The 23092-nt window shown below is 29.6% G+C and carries 22 protein-coding genes and 1 pseudogene; 20 read left to right on the top strand and 3 right to left on the bottom strand.

The features are described 5' to 3' along the window. Positions 1 to 36 precede the first annotated feature (36 nt). Complete coding sequence (locus ACYSNW_RS16375) at positions 37 to 1317, bottom strand: DNA cytosine methyltransferase (RefSeq protein ID WP_461746379.1); 1281 nt, start codon at positions 1315 to 1317, stop codon at positions 37 to 39. Between the two features lie 216 nt (positions 1318 to 1533). On the opposite strand from ACYSNW_RS16375, the gene ACYSNW_RS16370 reads away from it, so the two are divergent. The 9 genes from ACYSNW_RS16370 (at position 1534) to ACYSNW_RS16330 (ending at position 12352) form a co-directional block, all read left to right on the top strand. Next, positions 1534 to 3009 carry a MutH/Sau3AI family endonuclease gene (locus ACYSNW_RS16370; RefSeq protein WP_461746313.1) on the top strand — a complete coding sequence of 492 codons (1476 nt, stop codon included), beginning with the start codon at positions 1534 to 1536 and terminating at the stop codon, positions 3007 to 3009. Positions 3010 to 4211: 1202 nt separating this feature from the next. Then, on the top strand, positions 4212 to 4388 hold the full coding sequence (locus ACYSNW_RS16365; RefSeq protein ID WP_461746312.1) for a hypothetical protein: 177 nt from the start codon (positions 4212 to 4214) through the stop codon (positions 4386 to 4388). A 206-nt stretch (positions 4389 to 4594) separates the two neighbouring features. Further along, positions 4595 to 5701 (top strand): hypothetical protein, encoded by a 1107-nt coding sequence (locus ACYSNW_RS16360; RefSeq protein ID WP_461746310.1) that lies wholly within the window; start codon positions 4595 to 4597, stop codon positions 5699 to 5701. A 6-nt stretch (positions 5702 to 5707) separates the two neighbouring features. After that, positions 5708 to 6592, top strand: a complete 885-nt coding sequence (locus ACYSNW_RS16355) for an ABC transporter ATP-binding protein (protein WP_461746308.1) — start codon at positions 5708 to 5710, stop codon at positions 6590 to 6592. Beyond that, positions 6589 to 7755, top strand: a complete 1167-nt coding sequence (locus tag ACYSNW_RS16350; protein WP_461746307.1) for a hypothetical protein — start codon at positions 6589 to 6591, stop codon at positions 7753 to 7755. The genes ACYSNW_RS16355 and ACYSNW_RS16350 overlap by 4 nt, the downstream gene beginning before the upstream one ends. Continuing rightward, on the top strand, positions 7752 to 9848 hold the full coding sequence (locus ACYSNW_RS16345; protein WP_461746305.1) for an ATP-binding cassette domain-containing protein: 2097 nt from the start codon (positions 7752 to 7754) through the stop codon (positions 9846 to 9848). The genes ACYSNW_RS16350 and ACYSNW_RS16345 overlap by 4 nt, the downstream gene beginning before the upstream one ends. Continuing rightward, positions 9835 to 10317: a thioredoxin family protein gene (locus ACYSNW_RS16340; protein WP_461746303.1), complete on the top strand. Its 483-nt coding sequence runs from the start codon at positions 9835 to 9837 to the stop codon at positions 10315 to 10317. Before ACYSNW_RS16345 ends, ACYSNW_RS16340 begins: the two co-directional genes overlap by 14 nt. A 21-nt stretch (positions 10318 to 10338) precedes the next feature. Next, entirely contained in the window at positions 10339 to 10848 is a 510-nt protein-coding gene (locus tag ACYSNW_RS16335; RefSeq protein ID WP_461746301.1) for a DUF6568 family protein, read from the top strand. Between the two features lie 892 nt (positions 10849 to 11740). After that, on the top strand, positions 11741 to 12352 hold the full coding sequence (locus tag ACYSNW_RS16330) for a lysostaphin resistance A-like protein (RefSeq protein WP_461746299.1): 612 nt from the start codon (positions 11741 to 11743) through the stop codon (positions 12350 to 12352). A 213-nt stretch (positions 12353 to 12565) separates the two neighbouring features. Here ACYSNW_RS16330 and ACYSNW_RS16325 read toward each other — a convergent pair. Next, positions 12566 to 12763: pseudogene (locus ACYSNW_RS16325) on the bottom strand (cytidine/deoxycytidylate deaminase family protein); the annotation flags it as partial. A gap of 38 nt (positions 12764 to 12801) precedes the next feature. Further along, a complete protein-coding gene (locus ACYSNW_RS16320) occupies positions 12802 to 13245 on the bottom strand; it encodes a DUF4829 domain-containing protein (protein ID WP_461746297.1) in 444 nt (147 codons plus the stop codon). 455 nt (positions 13246 to 13700) lie between these two features. Here ACYSNW_RS16320 and ACYSNW_RS16315 point away from each other — a divergent pair, with 455 nt between their 5' ends. The 11 genes from ACYSNW_RS16315 to ACYSNW_RS16265 form a co-directional block, all read left to right on the top strand. Next, a complete protein-coding gene (locus ACYSNW_RS16315) occupies positions 13701 to 15506 on the top strand; it encodes a choice-of-anchor L domain-containing protein (RefSeq protein WP_461746296.1) in 1806 nt (601 codons plus the stop codon). A gap of 613 nt (positions 15507 to 16119) precedes the next feature. After that, on the top strand, positions 16120 to 16911 hold the full coding sequence (locus tag ACYSNW_RS16310) for a hypothetical protein (RefSeq protein ID WP_461746294.1): 792 nt from the start codon (positions 16120 to 16122) through the stop codon (positions 16909 to 16911). A 188-nt stretch (positions 16912 to 17099) separates the two neighbouring features. Continuing rightward, positions 17100 to 17378, top strand: coding sequence for a hypothetical protein (locus tag ACYSNW_RS16305; RefSeq protein WP_461746293.1), 279 nt, complete (start codon positions 17100 to 17102; stop codon positions 17376 to 17378). Positions 17379 to 17455: 77 nt separating this feature from the next. After that, entirely contained in the window at positions 17456 to 17719 is a 264-nt protein-coding gene (locus tag ACYSNW_RS16300; protein ID WP_461746291.1) for a TfoX/Sxy family protein, read from the top strand. Positions 17720 to 17795: 76 nt separating this feature from the next. Further along, positions 17796 to 17939 (top strand): hypothetical protein, encoded by a 144-nt coding sequence (locus ACYSNW_RS16295; protein WP_461746289.1) that lies wholly within the window; start codon positions 17796 to 17798, stop codon positions 17937 to 17939. Positions 17940 to 17951: 12 nt separating this feature from the next. After that, complete coding sequence (locus ACYSNW_RS16290; RefSeq protein WP_461746287.1) at positions 17952 to 18290, top strand: hypothetical protein; 339 nt, start codon at positions 17952 to 17954, stop codon at positions 18288 to 18290. Between the two features lie 117 nt (positions 18291 to 18407). Further along, positions 18408 to 18812: a hypothetical protein gene (locus ACYSNW_RS16285; RefSeq protein ID WP_461746285.1), complete on the top strand. Its 405-nt coding sequence runs from the start codon at positions 18408 to 18410 to the stop codon at positions 18810 to 18812. A 171-nt stretch (positions 18813 to 18983) separates the two neighbouring features. Continuing rightward, positions 18984 to 19616, top strand: coding sequence for a DNA alkylation repair protein (locus ACYSNW_RS16280; RefSeq protein WP_461746283.1), 633 nt, complete (start codon positions 18984 to 18986; stop codon positions 19614 to 19616). 247 nt (positions 19617 to 19863) lie between these two features. After that, positions 19864 to 21903, top strand: coding sequence for a penicillin-binding protein PBP4(5) (gene pbp4, locus ACYSNW_RS16275; RefSeq protein ID WP_461746281.1), 2040 nt, complete (start codon positions 19864 to 19866; stop codon positions 21901 to 21903). Positions 21904 to 22262: 359 nt separating this feature from the next. Then, positions 22263 to 22484 carry a hypothetical protein gene (locus ACYSNW_RS16270; RefSeq protein ID WP_461746279.1) on the top strand — a complete coding sequence of 74 codons (222 nt, stop codon included), beginning with the start codon at positions 22263 to 22265 and terminating at the stop codon, positions 22482 to 22484. 322 nt (positions 22485 to 22806) lie between these two features. Beyond that, on the top strand, positions 22807 to 23092 hold a 286-nt coding region (locus ACYSNW_RS16265; protein WP_461746277.1), incomplete at its 3' end, for a hypothetical protein.

Genomic DNA, 23092 nt, shown 5'->3' with positions numbered 1-23092 from the left:
ATACATTTTACTAATTTTTTTATTTTGATAGAGATATCAATATATATCAATTATTTTTTGTAATTCATCTCCAATTCGTTTGACTATTTCAGTTACTAAAGCATTTCCCATAAAGAATAATCTCATTCTATCTGAAACTTCAACGATAGATCCATCTTTCAATTTTTTATATTTTGTCCAATCAGTTGGAAAGTCTTGTAACCTTTCAGCTTCAATTGGCGTTAAAAGTCTATATTTTCCATTAATTTTTAATAAATGGGTAGAACGGTTTACAGAACCTTCAGAAGTCAACATCGTTCTACCAGGGAGAGATAAATCATCATAAGGTGACATACCTCCTTCAGAATAAAAATAACTATGACCGTCTTCACTTTTCCGTTCTATTTTTTTAGGACCACGAAGATATTTAAATTTTTCCAACTTTTTATCATCATTCAAATAGTATTTTTCGGGAATTTCATTTTCTGGTTGTAAAACTTCACCAAGTGTTTTCGGTTGTTCATTCATTGTTGGTTCTGTATCAATAGTGAAATATCTACCATGACGCATTACTCCTGTGTTCCAAACAACTCCAGAAAAATCATCTGAAACTTGTACAATATCGTTAGGAAGTTCATAAGAAGCATGGCGGTTTTTAACTGCTACTTGTTTTATTGGAAATTGTCTAGCAAATAAACCTTCTTTAAAAATGTAATTGTCATACATATGTTCATCAAACAAAAACTCAGTATTTATATTTTCAAATTTTTTATCTATTGATTTTGCAAATTTCGTATCATTCCGATAAACAAAGAAAAATACTCTTCTTCTTCTTTGACTTCGTCCATAATCAGCAGCGTTTATAACACGCCATTCAACTGAATATCCTAAGTCGTTGAAGGAGGCAAGCATAACAGCAAAATCTCGACCACGTTGTTTTGAAGGGGATTTCAATAGGCGATCAACATTTTCTAAAATAAGGTATTTTGGACGGATATGATTTGTTGCTCTGATTATTTGCCAAAACAACACGCCCTTTTTCCCTTCGATACCCATTTCTTTTTTCTTACTTCGTGCAACAGAATAATCTTGACAAGGAAATCCACCAACTATTATATCAGCATCCATATTTTCAAAGGTTTGATTTGATATTTCTTCTATATTTTCATTTATATTATCACTTTCAGGAAAATGATAGTCATAAACCTCAAAAGCATCTTGGCTTTTACGAGATGGCTCCCATTGATTACTCCAAAGGGTTTTGAATAGGTTAGGATTTGAGTTTTCCAATCCTACGCGAAATCCACCGACACCGGCAAATAATTCTAAAACTTTCAATTCTTTTCCCACTAGGCGAACATCCTTTCGACAAACTAAATATTATTATACACTAAATCAAAAAAAAGATGAAGATCTTTTTGAATATATTAGATTAAATTATTGACTTAAAAATTTGAAGTAGTAATATCTAAAATATTTGTTAACGATTTTTCTTTTTCTGATATAATAATATATGCATATAGTTTTATTATCAATTATTTTTGAGGTGAATTTATGGAACATTCTGAACATGTTTTTACAAAAAAACAGCTTATTGAAATTTTAAACAAAGTTATTGATAAAACTCTAGGTGAAGTAGATTCTAATAATGTATTTGATAGAACTATTCTGAATCCTAAAATTACTGGAATAGCAGGAGATGTAATTGAACAATCGGTGTTAGGTTATCCAGCAGATACTAAACAAAGTCCTGATTTATATGTTGACGGTGAGGATATAGAATTAAAGACCACTGGAATCAGAAAACCAAAAAAAGATAATGGTAACGATTTTGAAGCGAAAGAACCAATGTCCATTACAGCAGTATCTCCAGAAAAGATTGTTAATGAAACATTTAAAGATTCTAATTTTTGGCATAAATTAGAAAAAATGCTTCTGATTTATTATCATTATGATTCAGAAGTTACAGTAAAAGCTTCGGAGTATGCTAATTTCTATATAAAAGGTTATCATTTTCATGAGTTTGATATGGAAGATCAGGAGAAATTGGAAAATGATTGGGAGATAGTTCGCAATTTTATAGCTGAACTTCAATCAGAGTATGAGAATCCAGCAGACCAATATAGTCGGATTTCTTCTGAATTAAGACCTAAATTAATGTTGATAGATACGGCTCCTAAATGGCCTAATAGACCTAGATTTAGATTGAAGAGAGCAACCGTCTCTACGATAGTACAAAAATATTTTGGTAAGAAATTTGAAAAGTTAGATCAATCGTTCTCTAGTTTTTATGAAATTGATAAAAAATTAAATGAATTTACCGAAAAATATAAAGGTATGACAATCAAAGAATTGATAAATCAATTGAACATTCCAGTAAAACTAAATGAAAAAGGTGATGTAAGCAAATCTATCACAGAGCAAATAGTCACGAAAATGTTTGGAGCTAAGTCTAAGAAAATCAGTAAAATAGAAGATTTTAGTGAAGTAGGATTAGTAGCTAAAACTTTAACTCAAACGTTAACAAAGATGAGAACTGAAGATACTAAACTTTTTAAAGTCAATTTTGACGAATGGATGGATGAAAATGTAGAGTTTGAAAATTCTACTGTTTTTAGTCAATTTAGCGAACGTCAATTTTTATTCATTATTTTTGAAGAGCAAAGAAAAAATGATTTACTTCTAAATAATAAATTTTTAGGTTTTAAAAGATTTTTATTCAGTGAAGATTTTATTGAAAATGAAGTCAAAAGAACTTGGAACGAGGTTCGTTATTTAATTACTGAAAATAAACTTATAGAAACTAATTGTTGTGATAAAAATGGAGTACCGATTTATAACAAAAATGGAGTTATGAAAACGGCTATCAATTTTCCAAAGTCACAAGATTATAAAGTTTTTTTTAGAGGTACTGGTAGAGACTCAAGTGACAAACCAATTGAAATAAATGGTATTCAAATGTACAGACAGGATGTCTGGATAAAAGGTTGTTTATTAATTGATATGTTGAAAGAGTCAGAATTTATTTAAAAGAAAACTGTTTAAAGGAATTGCCATTAGATTGTAGAAAAAAGGAGCGAATAGATTATAACTCCTTTTTTCTATCAATTTATTTATTCTAACTTTACTAAACTAGACTGGGCAATTAACAAAACCAAAACGATACAAAAGATGTTCCAAATCCTGTTGTGTTTATACCGTTTCAGCGACAAAATAAAACAAAAAAACGTTATCTCAGATTTAACCAATAAAAAGCAACCAACAATCAAAAAGAACAGAAGACGCCACATCTTCACTATTCAATCGATTCACACACTTTTTATCATTCAAAACCATCAATACCGTTAACAATTACGTTCACCAAATACGCTATTTTTTCTTCAAATCACCCCAATATTTCCAGAAAAGCAAGAACAGCTAGAAATTCAATTGAAAATTAGGTACAATAAAGAAACGAACGCTTCGGCGGTCGTAAAGGGCAACTTGTATGGATTGGGTTATGGATGTCTATACAAGGCTTCATTGTTTGGTTGCCGCCAAAGAATGAAGTGCCTTTTTGTTTTATGCTATTTTTTAACGTTCTAGTATTCAATCCCCCTTTGTATAAAATTAACAGGATAGAAAAAACGGCATTGAGCGAATGCCCAATACCGTCGACAATAGACTAGCTTTACATACGACAACTAAACTATACACAAAGAAAAGATTTTCTGGAAATTTTTTTAAACTTTGGGTACAATAAAAGAAGCTAGTATTTGCTAGCGCTATTGGCAACTTGTTTGGACAGTTATGTTGTCTTAACAAGGCTTCGATCGTAAGGTTGCCGCCGAACGATTGAAGTGCCAATTTTTTTATTTATTTGTCTGATGCCACGACAATAAAAGAAGCCTTTTATCACGTCGCACGAATTTCTATCCTATAAATTTATTATACAAAAAGATGACTCTTATCGCAATATGAATGACTATTTGTTTTAATTAAATAACAGGAAATTCCCTCTCTTATATATAAGAAAAAATAACAAAAGATTTTTCTTCTTATCAAAAGTTTTAGAAGTATGAAAAGGAATATTTTAAAATCATAAGTGAAGTAAAAGGATACATAAAAAAGATTTTTAAAATTAAATTATAACGAAAAAACATTTTTTTAATTTGTTAATATTTTTTAAAAAATATCTTCTTATAGATTTAACTAAACTTTATGTTAAAATAAATGTATAGGAGGTGTTGAAAATGAAAAAACTATCAAATGAAAAAGCATCAAAAATTGTTGGTGGAGTGGTTTATGAAGGGGCAGGCTATGGTGTAGGTAGATATTATTATTATTGTTATCATAGTTGTTCAAGAGGTAGAAGACAACATAATGTTCAAGGGAATGTTGTGACACATCTTTGTACTGCAGCTCCATAGGTAAAAGAATAAAGGTTTTTCTTTTTAGAAAAACCTTTATATTTTTGTTTGGAGGTTTTAAAATGAAACACTTTTTTTCGTACTTATCTTTTGAATATAAAGTGATTAGAAGCAATAAAAATAGTTTCAATTTGCTGCTATTTTTCTTTATTCTTGCCCTCTTTTTTTTATTAACGATGAATTTAGAGAATAAGTATTTAAATCAGTTGGATGATATTTACCGCTTCACTGAAAAGGATTATGAAAACAATTTACAATCCTATCAGTTAAATACTGAAGATGGATTTTCTGAAAAAGAAATGGAGGAAATGAAACAACGTTTTGAAGAGAACAATAGAGATTTTTTAGAGGTATATCAATCTCTGCAAGACCAAACATATCTTGAGTTTTATAGTTTTCAAGAAAAACATTTAACGACTTTCAATTTTCAGGAATACATTCAAATCGCTAAAGATGAGTCGTTTAACAACTCAGAAGCATTGTTTGCTTCTTATGTAAAAGGGCAAACGCAATTTTTTAGTTACTTAAAAAAAAATAAATTGCCACTTGTAAGTTCTAAAGCAAGTATATCCAATTGGTTTTTCCAAATAGCGGTTTTAAAATATTTAGCAACACCATTTGGATTAATGATTCTAATCATTCTTATTGGATTAATTCATTTAAGAAAATATGAGAATAAGAATATTGCTTTTTTAACAACTTTACCAATTGAGCGCTGGAAACTATTGTGGGCAGATACTGTATTTTATAGCATTAATCTGGCGTTATTTTTAGTTAGTCTTTTTTTTATTTGCTACATATTAGGATTTATTTTCGGACAAAAACTTCCCTTTGATTATCCAGTGATTACAAGGATAGAAGGAAATATCGTATTGATGCCTGTCTATAAAATTCTTATACAATTATATTGTTGTACCTTTTTAGTAGGGACTTTAATCTATCAATTATGTTATGGAGTTGTGTTGCTAATCAAAAAAAGTATCTTTGCTATTTTTGGAACGGTATTTATTATTTTTTTAATGAGTTTTTTCTTTCAACACACAACTATAATAAGTGAAAGTTTCTCGGCATATAATCCATTTAGTTATACGTATCCTTTTAATCTTTTTATTGGTCATAATTTTGAAAACAGTACTACACTCCAATCGAATTATAGTTGGATATTGATTGATAATGTAGACTATTATGCAGGAGTGACTTTTAACGCTTTTAATAGAGAGATTAATTTTATTAATGGTATATTTTCCTTGTCTTTGGCAATAGTCATAATTTTTTTAGTAAATTTTTTTTTAATAAACAAAAAGAGAAGGTAAGTAAAAATGATTCTTGAAATTAAACATTTAACTAAACGTTTCGGTGATAAAAAAATTCTTGATTCACTGTCCCTGACTATTGAAAACCCGCGTTTGATTGCTCTTATTGCACCCAATGGTTCTGGTAAAACGACGTTAATGAATATTATTTGCAAATTAGAAACGATGGATCAAGGAAAAATATTGATTGAGGGGAAGGAAGGATACGGACAGGAAATTTTTAATACTATTTCCTATATGCAAGACAATTCCGTATTATATCAAGAATTAACTGGTTGGGATCATATTCATTTAGTTCAACAAACGTATAGCTTGAAAACAAAAAAAATGATGCGCACATTAGACTATTTAGATATGGTTTCTTATCTTCCAAAAAAAGTGAAAACATATTCTTTAGGGATGAAGCAACACTTACTTTTTGCTTTAGCGATTATTTCAAATCCTAAACTATTAATTTTAGACGAACCAATCAATGGTTTAGATCCAATCAGTGTAGCGAAAGTTAGAAAAATTTTGTTGAGATTACATGGGCAAGGAACAACAGTTATTTTATCGTCTCATAATTTAGATCAAATTGAAGCGTTGACAAATGATATTTTATTTTTGAAACAAGGAAAAATCATAACAGGTGAAAAAATTCATAGAAAGTTTTGTAAAGAATACCGACTTGTCGTAGATAATCAAGCAAACTTTGTACCAGTCATCAAAAAGTTTGGTTTGGAGTATAAAGTTATTAATAGAAATTTAGTGACAGTAAAGCTGCCTTATAAAAAAGAAAACTCTTTTTTTGAATCTTGTTTAACTAAAGGTAAAGTGTATGATTGTCAATCTAGTTCAGCTTCATTAAATCAGATTTATTATAGCTTATTTGGAGGGAGTGACGATAGTTGAATTACTTACTTACTTTCGAATTGAAAAAATTTTTAATAAACGCTAAAAATGTGTTTTTGTTATTTATTCCTTTTCTATTTTTACTATATAGTGTATATCAATTGAATAGTAATCATAATCAAGCAGTAAAGGATTTAGAAAATGAATACTATGAACAGTATCATACTTTGTTTTCAAAACAACAATTAATCTATGGTGCATTAACTGAACACAGATCACAAGATGATTTTTTTGATGCAGAAAAAAAGCTAACTGATAGTGAACTAACACAACTTTTAAACAATTTCGAAACGAGTATCAAGAATTTAAATGATTACTCACTTACATTTAGTGAAAAAAATTGGGAGGCTTCTTTGCAGTCACAAAATAGATACGTCAAAAGTTTGCTAGATATTTTAAAGACTGGAATGATTTTGGAAAATACTTACACAGAAGAACAAGTTCAGCGAGTAGTAACGGAGAACGAATTTTTTTTGACAAATAAAATAAAACCAGACACAGCACTTTATGGATACTCTGGTTTTGGCTTAACTTTAAATACGATGAAATGGACGATGTCAATTTATGGGGTAGTATTTTTAAGCATACTCTTTTTTGATCTCTACTGGCAAGAATATGAAAAAAAAACGATTCGATTTTTGCATTCATTACCAATTAATAAAGAAGAAATTAGAAAAAAAAAGTATCAACTTTCTTGGTTAATTGTAATGAATTATATAGTGTTTTTACTATTAATCTCTTGGCTAATTGGTAGTTTATTTTGGGGAGATACGGGAACTTTTTCATATCCCGTTAGTTTACTGATGAATGATAAGATTGAAATTTTACAGCTATGGAAAACAATAGTGATTGCAATTGTTCTCTATGCTTCATTTAGCGGGGTTATTCTTACTATTATTAAATATAGCTCACTTTATGGGAATACATTAGAGAATACGCTATTGTCCACTTTATCAATAGTAACTGTTCCTTGCTTGATTACAAATGTTTTTAAAACAGATTCTGTTGTAAATTACTTTAATCCATTTAATAATAACCAGTTAATAGATAGCATGATAGTAGCTTTTAATAATGGAAATTTCTTTTTATATGTATTGATAAGTTTTATTATTCTTTCAATTATGAATATAGGTAGTTATTTACTTAAAGGAGTGATTAAATGAAATATTCGCACACAATGCAAAATTTGCAAAGTGATTGTGGAGTAGCAGCGCTTCAAACTGTTTTAGAACAATTAAGTATAGTAAAAAAAATGTCAACTAGTATTGATTTTTCTATTGAACTCAATAAAAATGGTTTATCAGCTAAAGAAATGATTGATATTTTAAAAGATTTTGGAATAGAATCAAATGCATATGAACTTGAAAATCTTTCTGAGATAAAAACGCAAAATTATCCATTGATTTTATTAACAAACAGTGGAGGACTTTCTCATTATATTGTAGTCCATTATTATGATACAAGAAAAGATGAATATATAGTATCTGACCCATCAAAACCAACATTAACTAAAATCTCGCATAAGGATCTTTCTAAAACATCATTAAATATAATAGTTTTAGTAGATACCATTTCAAAAAGTAATCAACGTAACATACAAATGAAAAAAAGTTTGGATCATTATTATTATAAATTTCTCAGTAGTGTTCCGAAAATGGCTAAGATAGAGTTAGGTACTTTAATATGTATAACTTATATATTACCATTGCTTTTTTTTGAGTTGCTACAGAGAATGTTGCATAATAATTTTACATTTATAAATTCAAAAAATATAATCGTATATTTGATTTTTTATATCTGTTTTTTTGTCAGTAGTTATTATTCAGGAATTCGTTATTCTCAATTAAAATTACGTTTGGAAAATAGAATCCAAAAGCAAACAGTTGATGAGTTTTATTATTCTAGTATGAATAAGTTAGAAACAAAAGAAAATGCCAACAACGCGATTGGTTATCTATCTACCTTAATTGGAAGTGCTTCAGGAATCAGTAGTAAATTTTTTTTGAAAGTTGATATTTTAATGACCGTACTAATGGTGGTTTATTTATTTAATCTTCATTTTACATTTCCTTTTATATATTTGTGTGTTTCACTTATGTATTATATTTATGTAAAATCATCATTAAAAGATATTACTAATTTTCAAAAAAACTTAATTTGGACGTCTAATGATTTATTTGCAGACTTTGAAAAAAATATTTTAGGGATTTATGATATTAAAGTTTTTCAAAAAGAGAAAGAAGCTAAAAAAGAGCTAGATAAAAAAATGGAAAATTTTTTCGAAGCAAAATTTTTGGAACAAATTTTACAAAATAGATTATCTATCCTATCAAGTTTATCGACTTTTGCTATTGTTGTTTCTGTTATTGGAGTTACTTATATTTCTTTTAAATATTTTGATACACCGTTATACCCGTTAACATCAGGGATGTATGTTTTTTTTGTAATCATTAACTCTATGGAACGAATAGCAAAAGATTATATTGAGTATCGATTGAGTGCAGCTTCCTTAGATTATGTTAATGCAATTAAGAATTTTTCAAATAATGAAGAAACAAACATATCAAAAGTGACTAAAGAAGTTTCTTTAGTTGATAATGACGAAGAAAATGGAATATTTATTGATAATTTAAGCTTTTTTTATGAAGAAAAACAACCAATATTGAGAAACTTAACTGTAGATTTTCATCAAGGAAATATATATGTAATAAACGGAAGAAATGGTATTGGAAAAACTACTCTATTAAAAATTTTACTGGGGCTTCTTGAACCAAAGAAAGGCGAAATTAGAATTGGAAACAATAGACTCTCTACCCTTTCTAATACAAATATTTTAGATTATATTTCGCACTACTCTACAGATGAATTCTTGTTTTTTAACTCTGTCAGTAACAATATTTCGATGAATGTATTTTGTGAAGATAACCAAATACAAGAATACTATTCAATATTTGGTAATCATCTTGAGATGAATGATATTATTTTTGATTATGGAAATAATATTTCTCAAGGACAGAGGCAAAAAATTTTACTTGATCGTTGTTTCTTTAGAAAAAATGCTAGTATTTTTTTGTTGGATGAACCTAGTGGAAATCTGGATTATACTTCTAAAAGATATTTAGTTAATAAATTATTGAAACTTAAGGAGGAAGGTAAGATAGTTATCGTAATAACTCACGATCCATCAATTAATGAAGTAGCAGACAAAATTTTTATTTTAGACAATGGAAAGTTGGTATGCAATGAAAAAGAATAAAATTGTTATTGCGTATTTAACAACTTTGGTTTGTTTAGTTTGTTTTATTTCTATTATTTTAATTGGTAATCACGAAGATGATGAAAACCATGAAATTGATGTCGAAGACTATAAAAAAATGACGACTGAAATGAAAAATATTACAGTTGATGAATTTGAAACGAAAATAAAGGGAAAAGAAACATTTGCACTATTTATTGGTTCTGAGGGATGTGGAAATTGTAAAGAGGTACTACCAATATTTTTAAAAACTTCTGAGTCACTAAAACTTGAAGGATTCGTGTATTATATGGATATTTCAAGTAAAGTAAATAAACCAATAATTGATCTATATGGAGTTAATGGTACACCAACGATTCTTTTTGTAAAGGTAGGAAAAATCAAAAATCGGTTAGAAGGAAGTTTGGGAGATCATGAAAAAGAAAATAAACGATTGCGTATAGAATTAGAAAAAAATTTTAAAAAATAGATGATGAGAGGAATCACTAAAATGAAGATAGGTAAAAAAAGAGAACTAATATATTTTTTTTCGCTAATCATAGTTTTAGTATTTATTTGTACTTTTTTTTATATTCAAAAAAACGAATATAGTAAGATAAATAAACTATTAATCGAGGATAAAACATCAAGTTATCCTGAAATTTATGATCACCTTAATAGTGTTAGTGCTCAAAATTTTCCAACTTCTATAAACTTAGAACATTTTGTTGTCTATGTTGGAAGACCATCTTGTGGAGACTGTAATTTGTTTGAGCCGAAACTTATTGATTTAATTCAAAAATTCAACATTCAATCTGAAATTACTTATTTAAATGTTGAATGTATCAAAAAAGATGAAGAGAGATGGAAAAGATTTAAAAATCAATACAGTATAGAATACACTCCAACGATTGCTCTATTTTCAAAAGGAGAATTAATATCTAAGATAGAATGGACACCTCAGAAAGGGATATCTATCGGGAGAGTGCAAGAATGGTTGTCAAATAACAAAATAATATAAAAAAATTGTGTAAGTGAACCAATTTCATAATTCGCTAAAAAAGTAATCACTCGTTCAATGTTAAAAATGACTATTTTTTATAAACTTTAGGCGACTAATTTTTTCTCTATGTTTTTTATTCAATCGTTGATTTGCAATTATAAGTTAACTGAATAAGCAGTTATTCTGCGACAGTTTGCTTGGCTTTTCAATAAGTTATATCATTCAATTAATACCTTCTTTTTAAGTAGTAATTGACATCTGCTTTGCATAAATTTTTGTTCAACTCTTGATATCACGCGTAGGATGAGAGTAGTTTCGTACATTAATTGCTTGTTTTATTTTCATTACTTTTTAAGCGTCTGACAAGAGTACAAACACTAACTTTATAGTTAATTTCAATAGGAGAACCTATTTGTCTTTCTTTCTGAAATAACGTCAAAATCAATTGGGGAAAAAAGTTCGGCATAGCGATTAATTAGGGCAATGAAGTTGAGCTAATTAATCAATGTCAAGTAATGTTGGTCGTTGCATAATTGAAACAGGGAATCCCACCATTTTAGTCAACTACTGATATAACAGAAGAGGAGGTTCCCTGTTTTTGTGTTTTCTCAAACCTTTAGTACCAAGGCATAGAATTATGAAATTAATGTTATTTATAGTCTATCTACGCCCCACCATTCTGGTAATAATTCTTCTAAAGTTATAATCTCACGTTTTTCATAATCTACCATAAATTTTGTTTTTGAATTTTCGCTATTTAGTTGCATCAAAAATTTTCGACAAGCTCCACAAGGCATACCTCATAGCCTAAAGTTCCTCCATGAGTTACTATTATCAAATTTTTTTACATTCTTTTCTTGAAATATCATTCATTTTAAAAATATTTGTAAATAAAGGACTTAAAAAAACTTTGTTAGAAATACGCATAACTAAATTTCAAACTAAGTTACCGTGGATTATTTTATCAGTAGTCTTACCAGTTACAGTAATTTTATTGACATTATTATTTGTTCCTGGAAAATTTTCTTATAATTCCTATTCGATTGATAAAGTTTTTCAAATAATTATGTATGGATTATTTTCTATGGGATTATCCGCAGGAATTGTTGAGGAATTTATATTTAGAGGATTAATCATGTCTACAGTTTCTGACAATTACAGTAAGCTTATAGGGATATTAATACCTTCAATACTATTTGGATTACTACATCTTTTAAATGGTCAGTTAAGTATATCAAGCTTTGTAATGCTTCTATTAGGTGGTAGTTTAGTGGGAATATTATTCTCTCTATTAACATATATTAACCAAACGGTATGGGCTAGTATTGTTACCCATAGTCTGTGGAATTTTTTTATCATAGGAGGTCTTATCAATTTCGGATGTTCTAACGATTCAAATTCATTAACAAATTATATTTTCAGCAAGAAAAATTTATTTTTGACAGGTGGAGATTTTTGGCATAGAAGTATCTGGTATTGCCATAATATGCTATTTGATTATCATTGTATTTTTGCTGTATAAACAAAGCAAGATAGACGAAATAGAGTAATACGCAATTTTAGTAGAATTCAACTTAGAATAATGCTCAAGAATATGTTCAATTTTACTATATAGCAAACTTGGGAAAATTAAAACAAGATAAAAACGCCTATGATTTGTAGGTGTTTTTCTTTATATAAAAAATTAACGTATTAGAAAGAAAATTGTCTCTTCATTTATGTAAAAAATGAGTAGACCATAAGGTGCTTCATTTCGAAAGGCGATAATTCGTTTGATTTTTGTTTCTTTACTTAGTTGATACATATTAAATGTTGCAACATGCTCTTCACAGAGATGGAAAACTCCTGCAGTTGCTTCAAAACAGTAGCCTGTAAATATTTGCCCATCCTCAGCTCCTAAAGCAGATACTACATGTTGCGGGTTATTCTTTATGGTAACTTATGAGTTAACTAAAATCTTTTTACGAAGAATCAAACATCTTGATCTAAAAATTTCCAAGGGCTCAGTTTATTTTGTCTTGATAAAATAAACTGCCATTCGTCAATAGACATATTAGATCCAAGACTACCTTTTACTGCCGGACCCGTAGTAAAAGAAATTGTAAAAATTAAAACATTATCTTTATCAAGATCACTAAATAGCGAAGTTCCTGGCTCCCTATTTGTCATTTCTCGTTGGTAAACATCATTATCAAAACGAATTTCATGTAGTTTCGAGTCACTCCACATAGAGTTAAAAGAGCTTAGTACTTTTTCAGCCCCTTTTTCTAATTCTTCTTTTGAAAATTCTGTTGAAGAATCCAGGACAATGCTAATCTCACTTTTTTTGTTAGTTGGATTAATTTTTTGGTAAAGATAGATACATAGAATCGTTAAAGCTATTAAGGTAAGAGCAATGAATTTTTTATTTTTCATAATTAACCTTTCGTATATGATTTTTTTTAAGCAATTGTAGCATAATTCAACTTAGAATAATGCTCAAGAATAGGTCTAATTTTATTGTATAGTAAACTTGGGAAAATTGAAACAAGAGAAGAGGTTGGGACAAACAGCCATGGCTGTTTGTCTCACCCACTTATTTTTCTTAAAAATGAAGAGTTTTGGTAATAGAAGAGAGAATGACACAAGTTTTTCTATAATGCTGAAGTAAGTGTAGTTTACGAATATAAATCACAAAAAAATTTCCATTTTTTATTAATTTTAATTCTATTCTATAGTTGGTTTAATTAAAATTATTTACTTTTTAAGTGTAATACACTTTTTTATGAATGTTTTTATAATTTTAATAGCGAATTTTATTGACTTTTATACAATAAACTTATAAATTAAAAGGATAAGGAGTGTTTTTTTGAAAAAGGAGAGGGATTATCATGAAGAAAAAATTTAAATCGATTACTACGGCACTTGTTATATGCACAGTGTTTGTCACCCCGTTAATAAGTCCTATAGTTTATGCAGAAACCGAACTAAATGATGCTGAAATTAGTGAAACAGAATCAACTAGTGACAATGTTGAACCAACTGAAATTGAATCTATTACTGACACTGAAGGTACTGAATTAGATTATTCTACTAATAGAACTGAAATTGAGTCTACTTCTGATAATGAAATGAATGAAGTTGAATCTACTAAGGATGCCATTCATAATACGGCACAACGGCAAAGTATACAACCTTTTTTGAGTTCATCGACTGTTTGCTCCACTGGAACTGTTGCAGATTATGTTAATCACTTATTATCAGATACTTCAATAAGTGTTTCAAATATAACTTTTACTGGTTCTCCAAAAGCAGCTAGTTTTTTTTCAAATGGTATGGGTACATTAGGGATTGATTCAGGAATCATTTTATCCACTGGCGATACTCAAACAGCTAACTCTCACTTAGGTCAACCTGGAGACAGTGATCTTTCTGCTTTAACTGGTGCAAATACTTACGATGCGGTATCGATAGAGTTTGATTTTGTCCCACAATACTCGAATTTGACATTTAATTATGTATTTGGCTCAAGCGAGTATCCAGATTATGTAGGTTCTGTGTATAATGATAGTTTCGCTTTTTTTGTTAATGGTTCTAATGAAGCAATAATTCCAGGTACGACTGATTTTGTTTCTATAAACAATGTAAATTCAACATCCAATAGTTCTTATTTTATTTCGAATACTGATAATCACTTAGGTGATTTACCAGGAACATCTTTTGGTGGTATAACAACAGTTTTACCGATAAATGCGACCGTTATTCCTAAGCAAACAAATCATATAAAAATAGTAATTGCCGATACGAGTGATTCCATTCTTGATTCTTTTGTTGCTATTGGTTCAAATAGCTTCAAATCAACAGGTAAAGTTAATGTATCTTATCAAGATGAAGAGGGCAATAGTATAGAGTCTGATTTGATTATTGATGGGAATACTGGTGATTCTTATTCTGTAGAACCAAAAGAAATTCCAGGGTATGATTTCCTTTATTGGGATGGTACGCCTGCTGGAACGATAGAAGAATCAACTATATTTATTAAAGCAATTTACAAAAAGAAAATCAGCTATCCTGTAAATTTTGTTAGTAATGGTGGATCTGAAGTAGACTCCCAAACAGTCAATATTAATGGAACAGCTGATATTCCAACTGATCCTATAAGAGACGGATATACATTTGACGGGTGGTATATAGATCAAGAAATGACTACTCTTTATGACTTTGCTACGCCAGTTACACAAGCCACTACGCTTTATGCGAAATGGATACCAAAAACTAATTACTACCCAGTTAATTTTGTAGGAAATGGTGGTTCCGATACAGCAAGTCAAACAGTTGAAGAAAATAAAACAGCAAGCAAACCTGAAGATCCAACAAGAGATGGGTTCACATTTGAAGGATGGTATATTGATCAAGGACTAACCACTCTTTATGATTTTGCTACACCAGTTACAGAAGTTACTACGCTTTATGCAAAGTGGAGCAAACGAACAGAAAAACCTAAACCAGAGACAAATAATACCTCTAATAATAAAGGTTCTTCAATTGTTAAGAATACTACAGTAAGTAGCAATAAACAAAAGAGCCTTCCAAGAACAGGTATGTTAGAAAATAATTTATTTTCATTATTTGGAAATATCGTACTATTATTGAGTCTTTTACTGATGTATAAAAAGAACACTAAATACGATTTGTAATTTGAATTAGAGTGAACATTTTTTTACGTTTTTAAACGAGCAAAAAAAAGAGAGTGGGACAATAGTCTCGCTCTCTTTATATTTTTTGAAATCTATATACAAAAACCATGTAATTAATGAAAGTATAAAATGTATACCTTGTTGCGGACATATAATGTTTAAAAGAGAAGATTGCGATAAAGTGGATATTAGCAGTTGTTCTAATGGTATTGATTGGTCACTATACCATATAGAAGACCATGTTAAAACAATAACTGAGGCAAAAGTTATAGCGTTAATAGACAAAAAACATACGCAAAAGAGCTCTTTAAATTTTCTGAATTTGTATTTTGACAGTGTATATTTTCTTTAGAACCTTCTTCTATGATAAAAAATACGTACTTTTTTTGATAATAGATTGGTATACTTTAAATGTAATAAAAAAAGTGTTTTTCCCAAAGGATTAGTGAAATATGAGAAGGAGAGCATTTTATTAATAGAAAATAGAGGTCTTTTATAATCGAAAAACTACCTTTTGTATATAAGTGATTATAGTGTAAGAGTATGTTTTAGAAATGTAGTTAGGTGCTGTATAGAGGTAAAAGGCATAGAATTAAAAAAAGGATGTTAAAAGATGGAAATAATTACCTATGATAAAAAATACGAAAAATCTATTTTTTATTCAAAAGAAGACTATTTACCAATATTTTGGAGATATTTGGTTGTTGAAAAAATAAAAAAGAATCTATCATATAAAATGATTGATAATAATCTAAATTATTATATCTTGATTGAAGTAGATAACTTAAAGCGGAATTTTTACTTTGATAATGTGAAAAATGAAAAATACCAACAAATTCTTTTAGATTATTGGAACTATTTTGTTGATTACTTACAAGAACATACGAATGAACTTTTGATTAAGGGAACGTTTAGGTATTTTGATGAATATGAGAACAATCTGTTAGATGAATACTCGTATAAACAAATGCCAAATGAGACATATGAAAATTTTTTACACTCTTCTATAGAAAAAATAATTTTAGATAAATTTAACCAAAGGGAATTCCTGGATTTGGATGATGAGGATATAGATTTAACTCAAAAAATGATTGGACATGTATCTTCTGACAGTTTAGATTTTTATTCAAATGATCAGATTAAAATTCATTACTTATATAAACTTAAATCGACAGATATTAATTTTTATTCCTTTATATTGATAATCCTTTTGCTTTCTATTTCATGGAATTTAGGTGATTTTATCTTGAATCGACAAAAAGTTACTAGTGGTACATTCATTGAATTTTTTATTAACTGCTTACTATTTTTAGTAGAGCTTATTTTTGTATTGTGGCTTTTTGTATTTTTAAAAGATTTGTTTGTAGCTATTTATTATCATTTTAAGATAAAGATTATGAAATAGCAGCTATTCTAATCTATTAATATAAAATTGAATGTAAAAAAAGGAATAGTAATTAAAAGTTAGTTGTATTTTTAGTTGTCATTCTTTTCATCTTGGTTTTTAGTAATTTGTTGGATCTTAGTCTAAAAACCTGATTAAGAAAGCATAAACTTACTCATAAAGTCATCTATAGAAAGGGGAAGATTATTTTGAATCGTAATAAAATAGGTAGTGTTTGTTGGGCTGTACTCGCTGTTTTGATTCCATTTGGCATTTTACGTATGATAACGAAGGCAAGCTATCATGATTTTGCTGGAAAAGGAACCTTTATTTATGTATTAATTGCTAGTTTATATATTTTAATCACTATTTGTTTAGCATTCACTTATTCGAAAAAATTCTTTTATTATATACTTTTGTTGGGTGGGCTTACTGTGAGTTATCCAGTGTTGCTAATCGTTGTACTTAATAATTTTGCTATAAAATAAACAAGATGAGCGTTAGTTAAAATTGAAATAGAACATCATTTGCATTACTAAAAATACGGAAAAAGGAACGGGAAAAAATGGGAGAACTTATGTCGTTACCAAATATAGGCAAAGAGATGGTGCGTAAACTGAAAAGTGTCGGAATTACAACGACTGAGGAACTAAAAGAAATTGGCAGTAAAAATGCTTTTTTTAAACTGAAAATGAACTATTCTAATAGTTGTTTAGTCCATCTTTATTGTTTGCAAGGAGCTATTGATTTGGTTGATTATACTGCATTAACACCAGAAATGAAAGAAGAGTTGAAACAGTTTTCTGATAGTCTAAAGGAGTTAGAATAGGTGGCGGATAGTTTGTAAGGAGAGGTTTAAAAAGGTTAATTGATTGGAGGTGGACAAAATAAGGAAGTTTGTAAGAATGATTTATTTTGTTTTATTGGTTAGTTTAACTATTTTTATCGTAACAGCCTGTTCAGAAAATGAAGAAACGAAGGAATCTAATAGTGAAGATACAGTAGAAAAATTTTCAGAGTTTGATATGAAAAACACGGATACCAAATAAAATAAGGAGTTTGTGATTCAAGAAGACACAACGAATCAATCGATTGAATTAGTGTTTGAAGGAATGAATTTATTAATAAAGAATAAAACCGATGAAACGATTAGTCTAATAGAATCTTCAACAGAGTTTTTCACAAAGGTAAACAATGAATGGCAGCCTTATGACACTATACGTTCTGCATTAGCAGTACAGAGCTATATTCCTAGTAAATCAGAAGTATCATATGATTTTAGTAGAAAGATTTTAGAAATTGATTCAAAAGAAATTAAGTTTGTCATCTATTACCAAATCGGTTATGAAGATTTTACCCAGTATAAAAAAGAGATTGTTTATGTTGCAAAAGATACCTAGTATTTAGTACCTACTCATGCTTTAGGTCTTCTGGAGAGGAAGCAGGAGTAGGTGTTTGTCTATTTTAAAACAAGAGGATATGTTGATTAGATAGAACGATGAAAGAGAGAAGTTAATATGCCAAAACATCATTTTAAGATTGTTCCCTACACAAAAAATTTAACCTATAAAGAGGTTTCGATAGATAAAAAAATTTCAATAGATGATCATTTTATTTTATATATTTTTGATTCTTTGGAATGGGTCCCAAGTAGATGGATTAGAATTAGTAATAAGAAAAAAGGCTTAGATTATTATGGTATTACATTTTTTGTAGCTAAAGAAATCGATAGTTTTAAAGCTATCTTGATGAGTTGGTATGCATTGGTTCAAAATGCGCCAGATAAATTTAAGTTAGCAAGATCGTTGTTTCCAGAGGACTGGTTTTATAAAGAGCAAATACTTGGCGAATTAGAAAATGTAATTGCTTTATGTGAGCAAGCCAATAAGGAGAAAAAAGTTTTAGTTCATTTTGGGATTTAGTATTAATGGTTATTTAAATCGTTGAAATAGAATGACGACTTTTATTTATGCAACTGTAGTTTATAAAAATTGATAAAACAACTAGTAAACAGTATGATTTAAGAAAGGAATTAAAAAGCAAGCTGTCGATTTTTTGATGAATAGAAGTAAAGAAATGAAAGGAATTATACTATGGATAAAAACGAGCAAATATTAGAAACCTTAGATAGTCCGACGATTAAATTAGGCGAAATTCGAAAGTTAGCGAAAGAAATAAAAAAAGATCATACCTTAGCGATGGAATTATGGCATACAGGAAAATATAAGCCAAGACAATTAGCTATTCTTATTATGGATAAAAATTTAATTGATCAGAAATTGATAGATGCTCTAGATGAGGATATTCAGATACATAGTTATGAAGAAAAGCTACAATTAGCAGATTGGTTGATGGCTAACCAATTAATGAAAGGGAAAAAGACAGTCACTTTAATTGATTCTTGGCAAATGAGTGAGTCATCTATTCAAAGACATATTTTTTGGTATTATCAAGCTCGTTTAAGATGGACAGGACAAGAATCTCCTGAAAATACTGAAGAATTATTAACTTTTATAGAACAGCATCTGGAATTGGAAGCACCTGAAGTTCAGTGGACAATGAATTTCCTAGTAGCACAAATTGGTATTTATCAAGAACAATATCGTGCTAGGTGTGTTCAATTAGGTGAAAGAGTAGGGCTATATAAAGATGAGAAAGTAGCTAAAAATTGTACGCCCAATTATTTGCCAGAGTTCATTCGTATACAAGTAGCAAAGCTAAAATAAAAAAAGACTAGCACTACAAATGATTCAGTTTATTTCTAAAAGCTTCAATTCTGAGCGTTTTAGTCCATAGAAATACTTGCAATCGAAGCGTAACTGTTGTTTTTAAACTAGGCGTTTCTTCAGTAAGAAAATGTTTTTATTTTGACCTTATTTACGCTACAAAAAGGATATGGTAAATTAGTTAACTTATTATTTAATAATAGGTATAATAACAGTATATACACAAAAAAGGATAGAGGGGTAAAAAATGGAAAGAAAAAAACGTAAGCAAACATCAAAAAAACCAATCATTTTTGCGATTACAGGCGCTTTGATTGTTCTAGCAGGAATGGGTGGTTATTTTGTCTATAGTCGTTGGCAAACAGATCAACAGTTAAAAGAAGCAAAAACAGCAGCAGACACGTTTTTGACTCATCTATCTAAACAGGAATTTGACCAGTTGCCACAGGTCATCGATGAAACTTCTATAAAGAATAGTGGCTATGATGAGGATAAATTGGTAGAAAAGTACCAAGCAGTTTTTGCAGGAATTGAAGCAGAAGGAATCAAAAGTAAAGATGTTTCGGTAAAGGAAGACGAAAAAGGTGTATATACATTGACCTATAGTCTTGAAATGACGACTTCTTTAGGGAAATTAGAGAATCTTACTTATAAAACAACGATAAAAAAAGACCAAGATGATTTTAAACTAGAATGGGCTCCTAATTTGATTTTTCCTGAAATGACTGGTCAAGACAAAATTTCTATATCTGTGGATACAGCAACCAGAGGAGAAATTTTGGATCGAAATGGGGAAGGGCTTGCGGTCAATCAAGCATTTGATCAAGTCGGACTGGTTCCTGGCAAGTTAGGTGAAGGTCAAACAAAAACAGATAATATCAAAGCGTTTAGTGATCAGTTTGGTGTTTCTGTTGAAGAAATTGAGCAATTATTAAGTCAAGGTTGGGTTACCGACGATTCATTTGTTCCAGTTAAAGTTTCTTTTGATCCTGTGACCACTTTACCACAAGGCGCTGCAACGCAAGATAAGGTGGTACGCTATTATCCACTCAAAGAAACTGCTGCTCAATTGATTGGATATGTCGGAAAAGTGACTGCGGAAGATATTGAAAAAGATGCAAGTTTAAGTAGTTCTGGAGTCGTTGGAAAAACTGGTTTGGAACAGGCCTATGATAAAAAACTACGTGGTCAAGATGGCGGAAGCATTGCTATCACAGACGAAAATGATGTGAAAAAAGCGGAGATTCAAACGGTAGAGAAAAAAGATGGTGAAAATGTACAATTGACGATTGATAAAAATGTACAAGCGCAAGCCTATGGTATTTTTAGCGAACGACCTGGAAGTGCGGTTATTATGAATCCTCAAAAAGGTGATTTATTAGCAACAGCAAGTTCTCCTTCTTTTGATCCTAATAAAATGGCAAACGGAATCTCTCAAACAGAATATGATGCTTATAATAAAAATGAAAACCTACCATTTACAGCTCGTTTTGCCACTCGCTATGCACCAGGTTCTACTTTTAAAACGATTACTGGGGCTATCGGGATTGATGCTGGTACATTGAAGCCAGATGAAGAGTTGACAATCAATGGCTTGAAATGGCAAAAAGATGCTTCGTGGGGCGATTATTTTGTAACTCGAGTTAAAGAAGCTAGTCCTGTGAATTTACGGACAGCGTTGGTTAATTCAGATAATATTTATTTTGCAGAACAAACATTACGAATGGGGGAAGAGACGTTCAGAAAAGGATTGGATAAATTTATTTTTGGTGAAAAATTAGATTTATCAATTCCAATGGATCCTGCCCAAATTTCAAATGAAGACAGCTTTAACTCAGAGATTTTACTAGCAGATACAGGCTATGGGCAAGGTCAATTATTGATTTCACCAATCCAACAAGCAGCGATGTATTCTGTTTTCCAAAACGAGGGTAAGCTTGTTTATCCTAAGTTAGAAATCAATCAAGAGACTAAGACAAAAGAGAACGTGATTGGTGCTGATGCTGCAAATACAATCGTTACTGATTTACTTGGCAGCGTTGATGATGAAGCAGGTTATGTTCATAATATGTATAATCCTGATTTTTCATTAGCAGCTAAAACGGGAACAGCTGAAATCAAGGATAAGCAAGATACCGTTGGGAAAGAAAATAGTTTCCTTTTAGCAATGGATCGTAGTAATAATCAATTTATGGCGATGATTATGGTTGAGGATTCTAGAAAAAATGATACAGCGACGAATATTAGTAAACCGCTGATTGATTATTTGGAAGCATCTGTTAAATAAATTATTAACTTGATTTTTTTCAGAGTAAAAATAGTTGTTTTGATTAAAAAGTTTCATTAATCATTAAGTAAGTCAGGATAGAAAAAAGGGATTGAATTGGTCAAATTCAATCCCTTTTTTGATTATAAAACTTGTTGGCTATAATAAATTAATGAGAGTGGAACAATAGCCTCGTCATTTTTTTAAATTCTTTCTTATTGCGATAAATCACGAAGAACATAGTGATTCAATGATGTATTATACTACTTGGTTCTCGTAACTAATCACTTTTGCCTTAATCTCAATTTGAAAACAACCATTATTACGATAAAGTAATAAGAGTGTATTAATATAAGGTGTGTAAAGTTGAGGGGAAATTTATGGGATTAAATACAATGATTTTAGTGGGGATATTAGTTGTTGAAATTGTAGCTGTCTTAGTAGTAATGATTAAACTGTATTTAAGTTGTGGATCTTTTTATATTATATTTGAAAAATTTAGAAAGAAACCTTTTCGAGCGTTTAAGTATTTAACAACATGTTTCTTTGTATTTTATGGAGCAAAGATAGTTTTGACACTAAATGAAGTAATTTTAGTTTGAAGAGTATAAAGTAGAGGAACTTTTAGAGGAATTTTCAGCTAATTTTTAGTTTGCTTATTGTAAAATGAGATTGGACAAAAAGTGTTTAACTCCAAGAAATAAAATAGAAATGTGGGGGAAACAAAAGTAAAAACCACTTTTTTAATGCTTTAAAAACGAATAAACGGTGGAAGTAGAAGCAACCTCCTTTCTATTTTGTTATTTTTTTAACTTAGATTGTATAAAACAGTTATTGATATTAGATTAATTACGATGTACAATTTTAGTGTAGGTGTAATATTTAATTATTTTTTATCTAATGGAGTATAGGGGGAGGATTTTAATGAAAAAATGGAATAAGTTTATTTGTTTGGGACTATTAGCAACAACGATTTTTTATACGACTAGTCCAGTAGTTACTTTTGCTATTAATGAAGGACAGTCCGATGAAACACAATCAACCGGACTTTCTAGTAGCAGTGATTTACAAACAACGACGTCGTTATTTACAGAGGAAACAGAGTCATTTTCATCAAGTAGTGACACTGAAACTAGTTCGACAGAGGAAACAAAAGAAAGTTCTCAGGAAATTGATAGCAGTTATCCAGTAGCGGATGCTTCAGCTTATC

This window comes from Enterococcus sp. LJL99, assembly GCF_054871725.1.
Note: the sequence above shows the minus strand (reverse complement) of the source record. Positions and strands in the feature narration are given on the sequence as shown.